This window comes from Streptomyces sp. NPDC000151 (assembly GCF_040301705.1).
Taxonomy (GTDB): domain Bacteria; phylum Actinomycetota; class Actinomycetes; order Streptomycetales; family Streptomycetaceae; genus Streptomyces.
This window is the reverse complement of sequence record NZ_JBEPFC010000030.1, coordinates 48528-55505: the sequence shown is the minus strand read 5'-3', so window position 1 is coordinate 55505 and position 6978 is coordinate 48528. Positions and strand designations below refer to the sequence as shown.

Here is a 6978-nt window from a genome sequence, read left to right as displayed (position 1 = left end):
GCTCGCCGGGCTGGACCGGGAGGCGCTGCGGGGACCGGCCCGCCGGGCGCTGGGCGTCCCGGACGGCGCCCGGCTGCTGCTGGTCAATGGCGGCAGCCTGGGTGCGGCGCGGCTCACCGAGGCAGCGCTCGGGCTGGCCGCCCGGCACCGCCACCGTGCGGACCTGCGGATGCTGATCAAGACCGGCCCCGACGCGCTGGACGCGGCGCGCGAGCGGCTGGTCGCCGAGGGCGGCGCGGCGGTCGCGGAGGCGGTCCCCTACCTGGACCGGATGGACCTCGCCTACGCCGCCGCCGACCTGGTGGTGTGCCGGGCCGGCTCGGCGACCGTCGCGGAGCTGGCCACGATCGGGATGCCCGCGGTCCTCGTCCCGTATCCGCACGCCCCCGGCGACCACCAGACGCACAACGCGCGGGTGCTGTCCGACGCCGGCGCCGCGCTGTTGCTGCCGGACGCCGAGACCACCGCCGAGCGCCTCGACGCCGTCGTCGGCCCCCTGCTGGACGACCCGGCCCGGCTGGCGGCGATGGGCGCCGCGGCCGACCCGGGCACCCACGCCCGCGCCGCCGATCTGCTGGCGGACAAGGTCCTCCGGCTGGCAGGGCGTGCCACCCCCACCACGAACCCGCTCTCTTCGAAGGAGTACGCATGACCACGCAGCACAACCCCTGGAAGGGCCGCCGCGTCCTCGTCACCGGCGCCGAGGGGTTCATCGGCTCCACGCTCGTCGACCTGCTCGTCGCGCGCGGCGCGCGGGTCCGGGCCCTGGTCCACTACAAGCCGTACGCGGAGAAGGGCCACCTCGCGCGCTATCTGCGCCCGGACAGCCCGGTCGAGATGATGGCGGGCGACGTCCGCGACGCGGGCCGGGTTCGGGACGCGGTCGCCGGCTGCGACACGGTCTTCCACCTCGCCGCGCTGATCGGCATCCCGTACAGCTACGACTCGCCCGGCGCGTACGTGCAGACGAACGTGGTCGGTACGGAGAACGTGTGCGAGGCGGCCCGGCTGCACGGCGTGCGGCGGCTCGTCCACACCTCCACCAGCGAGGTGTACGGGACCGCGCGCACCGTGCCCATCGCCGAGAACCACCCGCTCCAGCCGCAGTCCCCGTACTCCGCCTCGAAGATCGGCGCCGACATGCTGGCGCTCTCGCACTGGCACGCCTTCGAGCTGCCGGTCACCGTGGTCCGCCCGTTCAACACCTACGGACCCCGGCAGTCGGCCCGCGCCGTGATCCCCACGATCCTCGCCCAACTGCACTCCGGCGCCCGGGAGATCCGGCTCGGCTCCCTGACGCCGACCCGCGACTTCACCTACGTCACGGACACCGCCGAGGGGTTCCTGGCGCTCGCGGAGTGCGACCGGGCGGTGGGGGAGGTCGTCAACCTCGGTACGGGGCGGGAGATCTCCATCGGGCAGCTCGCGGAGGAGCTGATCGCGGCCTCCGGCCGGGAGGCGAAGGTGGTCGTGGACCCGGCGCGGCTGCGCCCCTCGGGCAGCGAGGTGGAGCGGCTGCTGTCGGACAACGCGCGGGCCCGGGAGCTCTCCGGCTGGCAGCCGCAGGTCTCCCTGGAGGTGGGGCTGCGGCGGACCTCGGACTGGGTCGGCGGGCATCTGCACCTGTTCGCGGGGGAGCGCTACCAGGTCTGAGAACCGCGGTGCGGCCCGCGCTCAGTCCCTGCTCTCCAGGCCGCCCAGCCCGGCGAGCAGGAGGGTGGTGAAGCGGGCCGCCCAGGCCGCGTCCACCGGCTCGCCGCTGACCAGCGCGCGGTGCACCACCGCGCCCGCGATCACGTCGAAGATCAGGTCCACGTGGCGTGCCGCCGCCGCGGCGCCCTCGGACCCGCCGCCGTCCGGCGGCAGTTCGCCGCGCCGCTGGGCGCGCTGCCGGCCCTGCACCACCAGCCGCTTCTGGCGCTCCACGACGGCCTCGCGGATCCGGGCGCGCAGCGCGTCGTCCGTGGTGGACTCGGCGACCACCGCCATCAGCGCGGTCTTGGTCTCCGGGCGGGCCAGCAGCGCGGCGAACTGCAGCACGACGCCCTCGATGTCGTCCTGCAGGGAGCCCCGGTCGGGGAGTTCCAGCTCGTCGAAGAGGACCGCGACGGCGTCCAGCACCAGTTCGTTCTTGCCGGCCCAGCGGCGGTACAGCGTGGTCTTGGCGACCTTGGCGCGTGCGGCCACGTCGCCCATCGTGAGCTTCCCCCAGCCCAGCTCGACGAGGGCCGCGCGGGTGGCGTCGAGGATCGCGGCGTCGGCCTCGGCGCTGCGCGGGCGTCCCGTGCGGCCTCCGGGGCGGGCGCGCCCCTTGCGGGGGCCGGTGGGAGAGCACTGCATGCGGCCGACCATACCGGCCGGTAGGCGCGGGGCGCGCGCGGCGGGTGAGAGAGATCACGAGCGCGGCGGCCCCGCATGGTTGCGGCGGCGGGGGACCGGAGAGTTACGCTACGACTCGTAGCGAAAGAGCGACGCCACATCGGCCGCGGGTGGGGACCCCGGCCACCACAGACAGGTCCTCTCGGGACCGCAGAACGGTCCTCCTCGGGACCACCACAGAGCTCCGCCTCCGGCCCGCTTCAGGCAATCCGGCGGGACGCGCGGCAGGACGCGGAGCTCACCTCGCGGAATCCAGGGCCATGGGGGCCCTGGATTTTCCGCACCGCTTTCCGGAACGGCCCGCTCAGGGGGGAGGATGGGACCATGCAGCCACGCAATATGTCCATGAGTGGAGTGGTCGACCTCGCCGCGGTGAAGGCGGCCGGGGAAGCGAAGCAGAAAGCGGAGCAGTCACGCGCCGAGGCGGCGCGTACGGGTCAGGCCCCGACGGGCGGCCGGCTCGTGGTCGACGTCGACGAGGCGGGCTTCCAGCAGGAGATCCTGCAGCGCTCCACCGAAGTCCCGGTCGTCATCGACTTCTGGGCCGAGTGGTGCGAGCCGTGCAAGCAGCTGGGCCCGCTGCTGGAGCGCCTGGCGGCGGAGTACGCCGGCAAGTTCGTGCTCGCCAAGATCGACGTAGACAGCAATCAGGCCCTTTTCCAGCAGTTCGGTGTGCAGGGCATCCCGGCGGTGTTCGCCGTCGTCGCGGGCCAGCCGATCCCGCTGTTCCAGGGCGCGGCCCCGGAGGCGCAGATCCGGCAGGTGCTGGACCAGCTGGTGCAGGCCGCCGAGCAGCAGTTCGGCATCGTCGGCGCGCCCGTCGACCCCGCGGAGCTCGGCGACGAGGAGCCCGTCGAGGCGCCCGTCCCGGCCGGTCCGTACGACGCGCTGCTGGAGGCCGCGACCCAGGCGCTGGACTCCGGCGACCTCGGCGGCGCCATCCAGGCGTACAAGAACGTGCTCTCCGACGACCCGGCCAACGCCGAGGCGAAGCTGGGCCTCGCGCAGGCCGAGCTGCTGCACCGCGTGCAGGACCTCGACCCGCAGGCGGTGCGCAAGGAGGCGGCCGAGGGCCCGGCCGACGTGCAGGCGCAGATCCGCGCGGCCGATCTGGACCTGGTCGGCGGGCATGTGGAGGACGCCTTCGGGCGGCTGGTCGACGTCGTGAAGCGCACGGCGGGCGACGACCGCGAGGCGGCCCGGGTGCGGCTGCTGGAGCTCTTCGAGGTCATCGGCGGCGACGACCCGCGCGTCGTGCGCGCCCGCACCGCCCTGGCCCGCGTCTTGTTCTGACGACTCGCCAACTCCTCCCTCCTCAAACGGAACGGCGGCCACGTTTTACCAAATCTTGGTAATCGTGGCCGCTGTTACTTGGAGTAAGAGCGCTGGGATGGCTTGGCGTGTTTTGGCCGTAATTTCCGGATGTTTCTTCCGCGTTAAAGGTGACCCTCCGCGCCGGGCCGATTCCCCTCGGTGCAGAGGCGGTTATTTGTCTGTTACTCGTAGGTAACGAGCCCCTTGTGCGTCGGCCCCGAATGGACCACGATCAGCCAAGCTCGGTCCATCACCCCGCAGTCCGGCAGCCGGCCGGGAGGCGCGGAGGGTGGGTCCCCACCGAGTGGCCGGCGGCAGTGGCGCCGGTCGGGACAGGGGGGTCTTCGCCAATCCGGCGGAGCCTGTCCAGAGAGGTTGCGCGAGAGCGTGGCCAGTGGTTGTCGCTCGGGGGTGATCGCCGGCGGTTCGGAACGCAAGACCTCCGAAGCGGGCGCTCTCCTTCCCGAGGACGTAGCACTTCTCCCATCCCAGGTGCGGCCGTATCCATGACCCGAGCGGCCGGTGCCGGAGATGTACGTCCGAGAAGGAGGAAAGTCATGGAGTCCCTGGCTCGTGGCGGGACCAGATGGAAGCGGTTCGCCGTCGTCATGGTGCCGAGCGTCGCTGCGACGGCCGCGATCGGAGTCGCCCTTTCGCAGGGTGCCCTCGCCGCGTCGTTCAGCGTGTCCGGCCAGCAGTTCAAGGTGTCGACCGACCGCCTGGACGGCACCGGCTTCCTGCAGTACGGAGCCGTTGACGCCCAGAAGGGCGGCAAGCAGATCCCGGTCGCGGTCTCGGCGTTCTCGAGCGCCAAGATCAAGAACCTCTGCCAGTCCGTCGTCGTGCCCGTCCCCGTCTTCGGTGACGTGTCGATGAAGCTGCAGGCGGGTGGCGGGTCCACGCCGGTGGAGGCGAAGAACCTCTACATCGACCTGGACCAGCTGGAAGCGGACGCGACCTTCAACAACATCAACATCGGTGTTGCTGCGGGTTCGTCGTCCAAGGGCCCCGGCATCAAGAAGGGCGACAAGGCCGACCCCGGCTCCTTCGCCCAGGAAGCCGACACGGCCACGCTGACCCACGTCAAGCAGACGGCCTGGGCGACCACGGCCGGAACGTTCAAGCTCAGCGGCCTGAAGATGAAGGTCTCCGCGGGCAAGAACGAGTGCTACTGACGCACTGAGCGCGCGGGCACGGGGGAGTCGATCGTCAGGTCTTCGGGCCGCGTCCCTGTGCCCGTTCGCCGGTCCCCGCAGCACTGAGCATCATCAGCTCACGTACCACCGAATTGCCAGTCCCGAGGAGCTGTACGAGATGAGCGCCGACACGCGACCACGGCTGAGCGAGACAATCGGCCGGCAGCGCCGTTCGTTCCGGGTTTGGCGTGGACAACGCCCGTACTGGGGCGGGTTGCTGACCGTGCTTGCCGGCATCCCGATCATGTACATCCCTTACGCGAACCTCACGATCGGTTCCCTGACCGTCCGCATGGCGACGACGGCGGGCGCGGGCTCGCTGATCATCGGCGTGCTGCTGGTCGTGCTCGGTCTGACCATGTGGTTCCAGCCCGCTTCGCGGGTCTTCGCCGGTGTTGCGGGGATCCTGCTGTCGCTGGTGTCCCTGGTCGTCTCCAACTTCGGTGCCTTCCTGGTCGGCTTCCTGCTGGGGCTGATCGGCGGTGCGCTGGCGGTCTCCTGGGCCCCCGGCAAGCCGGCGCCCGCCGCGTCCTCCACCGAGGACACCGACGGTGAGCCCAAGCGCCTGGACGACGGCCTCGGTGAGGAGTTCAGCCCGTTCGGCGACCGGCCCATGGCGGCCGGCGCGGGCGGTTCGCGCGGCGTACTGGACGACCTGTCAGGTAAGAGCCCGACCAACGGGACGAACGGGAGGCACCGTGCCGGGTGATGAGCTGCACGACGAGGGCGCAGCCGCCGGGGCGAGATCCGGGCGGCACGCGGCGCCGCGGAAGCCGCTGCTGACGCGGCTGCACGTACCCGCCGGCAAGGCGATCGCGATCGCCGCCATGCCCTCCGCCGTGCTCATGGGCATGGGGCTCACGCCCCAGCTGGCCGTGGCCAAGCCCAAGCCCCCGGAGAGCCCCTTCCGGGGCGGTCCGTGCGTGACCGCTCCGGACAAGGTGGACGAGCAGGACGCCAAGTCCAAGGACAAGGCCAAGGACAAGAAGGACGACGCGAAGGACGGCAAGGAGTCCGCCGAGCCGTCCGCGAAGCCCTCCGCCTCGCCCTCGTCCGGTGCGGACGAGGACAAGACGTCCGAGCCGTCCGCCACCCCGAAGACCGAGGAGCCGTCGGATTCCGCGACGCCCTCGCCGTCCGCCTCCCCCGAGGCGGAGAAGAAGGACGGCGGCCTGCTGGGCGGCGTCGGTGACGCGCTCGGCGGTCTGCTGGGCGGCGGCGACAAGTCCGGCGACGAGTCCGCCTCGCCGAGCCCGTCCCCGTCGGCGTCCGAGGACACCGCGTCCAAGGACAGCGCGTCCGGGGACTCCGGTTCCGCCGTCGGCAAGGTCACCAAGCCGGTCGAGGACACCGTCGACGGCGTCAAGGACGGCGTCGGCAAGGCCGGCGACTCCCTCAAGGGCGGTTCGAAGGCCGTCGGCGACACCGTCCACGGCGCCGTGGGCATGGCGGACAACGCCCTGCCCGGCGGCGGTCTGGACGGCAAGGACGCCGACGGCAAGAAGGGCTACCCCTGCGTCGTCGAGAACAAGCAGAAGGGCAAGGACGAGCAGACCCCCGTCACCCTGCCCGACCGCCCCTGGCACCTGGAGTCCTCCGCGCTCACCCTGCGCGGCCTGGACTACGAGGGGGTAGTCAACGTCACCACCCAGAGCGGCCACACCAAGCAGGCCCTGAAGTTCACCGCCGACAGCGTGGACATCGGCGACCTGCACCAGACCGTCGACGACCCGGCGTCCGGGAAGAAGTACCACGTCCAGGCGCGCAAGGGCTCCACGTCCACGATCCGCGGCGGCAAGGTGACGATGTACACCGAGAAGCTGCAGGGCAACCTCTTCGGGCTGATCCCCGTGACGTTCGACCCGGAGCACCCGCCGCCCATCAACACGCCCTTCGCGGTCTTCACCAAGGTGAGCATCGACCAGGCGGGCCAGTTCGGCGGCAACCTGCACGTCCCGGGCCTGCAGCAGTACATGACCGGCTGAGCACCACGCCGTCACGGCCCGGTCCACCGGACCCGTTCCGGGAGCCGCACCACGAAGGCCCCGCTCCTCCGAAGAGGAGCGGGGCCTTCGCGTACCTGCGGGAC

At 71.8% G+C, this 6978-nt stretch carries 7 protein-coding genes; 6 read left to right on the top strand and 1 reads right to left on the bottom strand.

The genetic code is table 11. The features are described 5' to 3' along the window. Together ABT381_RS12220 and ABT381_RS12215 are read left to right on the top strand one after the other, a co-directional pair. On the top strand, window positions 1–652 hold a 652-nt coding region (locus tag ABT381_RS12220; RefSeq protein WP_351591727.1), incomplete at its 5' end, for a UDP-N-acetylglucosamine--N-acetylmuramyl-(pentapeptide) pyrophosphoryl-undecaprenol N-acetylglucosamine transferase. Then, a complete protein-coding gene (locus ABT381_RS12215) occupies window positions 649–1653 on the top strand; it encodes a GDP-mannose 4,6-dehydratase (protein WP_351591724.1) in 1005 nt (334 codons plus the stop codon). The genes ABT381_RS12220 and ABT381_RS12215, both read left to right, overlap by 4 nt. 21 nt (window positions 1654–1674) lie before the next feature. Here the strand turns inward: ABT381_RS12215 and ABT381_RS12210 are convergent, their stop codons facing one another. Beyond that, the gene (locus ABT381_RS12210; RefSeq protein WP_351591721.1) at window positions 1675–2340 is read right to left on the bottom strand and encodes a TetR/AcrR family transcriptional regulator; all 666 of its coding nucleotides are present in this window, start codon (window positions 2338–2340) and stop codon (window positions 1675–1677) included. 363 nt (window positions 2341–2703) lie between these two features. On the opposite strand from ABT381_RS12210, the gene ABT381_RS12205 reads away from it, so the two are divergent. The 4 genes from ABT381_RS12205 to ABT381_RS12190 all read left to right on the top strand — a co-directional run bounded on the left by ABT381_RS12205 (window position 2704) and on the right by ABT381_RS12190 (window position 6874). Next, a complete protein-coding gene (locus ABT381_RS12205) occupies window positions 2704–3672 on the top strand; it encodes a tetratricopeptide repeat protein (RefSeq protein WP_351591718.1) in 969 nt (322 codons plus the stop codon). A gap of 578 nt (window positions 3673–4250) precedes the next feature. Next, entirely contained in the window at window positions 4251–4868 is a 618-nt protein-coding gene (locus tag ABT381_RS12200) for a DUF6230 family protein (protein ID WP_351591715.1), read from the top strand. Window positions 4869–5007: 139 nt separating this feature from the next. Beyond that, window positions 5008–5598: a DUF6114 domain-containing protein gene (locus ABT381_RS12195; RefSeq protein WP_351591712.1), complete on the top strand. Its 591-nt coding sequence runs from the start codon at window positions 5008–5010 to the stop codon at window positions 5596–5598. Then, complete coding sequence (locus ABT381_RS12190; RefSeq protein WP_351591709.1) at window positions 5588–6874, top strand: hypothetical protein; 1287 nt, start codon at window positions 5588–5590, stop codon at window positions 6872–6874. Before ABT381_RS12195 ends, ABT381_RS12190 begins: the two co-directional genes overlap by 11 nt. The last annotated feature ends 104 nt before the right edge of the window (window positions 6875–6978 follow it).